Annotated in this window: 2 protein-coding genes and 1 pseudogene; all 3 read left to right on the forward strand. The window is 46.9% G+C overall.

Annotated elements, in window-relative coordinates; translation table 11 throughout:
* Positions 1-807, forward strand: an 807-nt coding sequence (locus WMO26_RS13410) for an RHS repeat-associated core domain-containing protein (protein ID WP_349221139.1), incomplete at its 5' end; no start/stop codon positions are given.
* A gap of 25 nt (positions 808-832) precedes the next feature.
* Positions 833-1,222, forward strand: coding sequence for a hypothetical protein (locus WMO26_RS13415; protein ID WP_349221140.1), 390 nt, complete (start codon positions 833-835; stop codon positions 1,220-1,222).
* 256 nt (positions 1,223-1,478) lie between these two features.
* Positions 1,479-2,593, forward strand: a pseudogene (locus WMO26_RS13420) (RICIN domain-containing protein); the annotation flags it as partial.

Below are 2,593 nucleotides of genomic sequence, written 5' to 3' on the forward strand. Positions count from 1 at the left end.
GATGAGGAGTCCGGCCTTTACTACCTCAACTCCAGGTACTACGATCCCGAAACTTGCCGGTTTATCAATGCGGATGGGCTTTTTACATCTGACCTGACAAATGGTGTTTTCATGTACTGCTATAATAATCCAGTGGTAAATATTGATCCATCTGGATGCATTGTGGTAACTTTCGGTGTTTCTGGCTCCTCTTATTGTGGGGCTGGAGTACAGGGTTCTTTCTATGGTGCCATTGACGGCCATGGAAATATTGCTAATTTAGGATCATATGGATTTCTTGGAGGTACGCTTTCTGCAAGTGCTGCCCTTACGGTTGGAATTATTTGGGATATAGATACCGTATACGAATTACAAGGTCGGGGAATTAATCTCGGAGCAAATGCTTCAATAGGGATATTAACAGGTGGTGCTGATCTGTTGTGGGGGACGGAAAGCTTTCTTCCGGTTGGAATACAGGTTTCAGTTGGAATAGGTGCAGGTTCACCATTTAATATTCAAGGTGGATTTAGTCAATCCGAAATGATATTTGGAGCAAATATGTTTGATGAGTTTGATGTTTTATTCAATGGAAAAACAGATTTACATTTTGTATTTAAAGGAGTTGATTATTGCATTGCTAATGGATACATAATGAAGGGATGCAGCAACGCCAACTTTAGCACAACCCTTTCCGATGGGCGGTTTGTCGTAGCAGATATTACTCGCGAATATATGCTTTCTAGTGAATATTATGTATGGGTGAATGGTGAATATCAATATAATAAGGACTTGTTCTTTTCGGTTATGATCTTATATGAGCGCGGCTAATTATATTTAGTGGGAGATGGTTGATTTGCAAAAAGTATTAAAAGTGGGGAGAATATTGTTATCGATTATCGCGGTCATAGTGTTTGCATATGGAATGATCAATTTTATGATTGCCTCATTACAGTCAGTTCGAGATTATAAAAAGGAGATATCGCAAGGAAAAGTGACCAGTAGTGGCATTGTTGTGTACGAAGAAGAGAGAGCAAAGGGACCCATATCGGATGATAGCTCTTCTCGATTTTATGGTTTACTTGGTTTTGCGGGAGGTGTATTATTTGTCTTAGTTAACATTGGTGCAATTATTCGTTTTGGCGCCGAACAGAACCGATGTTACCAAGAAGAACGGCAAGCGAGAAAGGAACAGAAGCAAAAAGAAAAGGAAGAAAAACCATACAGAAAAAATAAATGTCCCTAATGATAAAAAAGAGCGCTACATTTTCTCCCCTTTTAACGGGGCTTCTAGGAATTGGGACAGGCGGCATGACCGTAATCTATATTGGAGGTTTTTGGAAAAGCACGGATTGGGGAAAAGATAAAGCAAAAGGGCAATTAATCTATTTTCTCCTTATGTTGTCAGCAGGTATATTCACTATAACCTGTGGATATGATATCATCCACTATTTTTATTCACATATGTAAAGGAACCGGCAAGGCCCGCCGTTTGGCGGGCCTTGTGCTATGTAGTGAACATTACCACGCTGATGGCCAACACCTACGGCCCCTACAACGGCCTGCTCCAGCTTGGCACCTACGGCAACGGCAAGACCGTGGGCTATACCTACGACGAGTTCGACCAGCTCATCGAGAAAAGCTATGACGGGACTGCCGCCTTCCGGTACAAGTACGACGCCAGAGGGGCCCTGTTCGAGCAGGAAGACCTGCTTAATGACGTCACCACCTGGTATAAGTATGACCTGATCAACCGCCTGACCGGTGTGCGCACCAGCCACGGGCAGGAGCTGCTGGTCCGTTACGACGACAAAAACCGGGTGGACTTTAACCTCAGCAAGGTGCTGGGCGTTACCACCAAGACCCAGTTCCTCTACGGGGACACCTCCCCGCAGCAGAAGCCGGGGCTCATTTATGGGGTGAAGGTCAACGACAATCAGGTTCTCAGCTACGAATACGACGACCTGTCCCGTCTTTCCACCCGTACCCTGAACACTTCCACTCCATTTGTCACCCGGTACGAATACCTAGAGGGAAGCGCCCCCAATTCCACCACCACACTGGTCAAATCCGTTCAGAACGGGGACAAGACCCTCTATTATTCCTATGACGAGCTAGGCAACATCACCGAAATCCGGGACAACCTCTTCCCGGACCTTTACCCATTGGTGCGGTATGAGTATGACGAGTTGGGGCAGCTGGTAAAGGCATATGAGTACGACAGGGGTATGTGGGCCTACGGCTACACCTACGATGTCCTGAAAAAGAGCGTCTATGACCTGACGGTGGATGACGAAGGGACCATTGTTGACCATGAGATCGTCTACGGGTACACAGACGCCAACTGGAAGGACAAGCTGACCAGTTACAACGGCCAGACCATCACCTACGATGAGATCGGCAACCCCCTCACTTACCGGGACGGCATGGCCTTCACCTGGCAGCATGGGCGGGAGCTGGCCTCTTTCTCGAAGGCTGGGACAAATGCAGCCTACCGCTACAACGACTCGGGGATCCGGGTGAAGAAGGTGGTAAACGGGGTTGAGACGGAATACTACTTGAATGGTACGACGATCCTGGCCCAGATCACCGGGGAAGACCGGCTGGATTTCCTGTA

The sequence above is a fragment of the Solibaculum intestinale genome (assembly GCF_040096205.1).
Taxonomy (GTDB): Bacteria; Bacillota; Clostridia; order Oscillospirales; family Acutalibacteraceae; genus Solibaculum_A; species Solibaculum_A intestinale.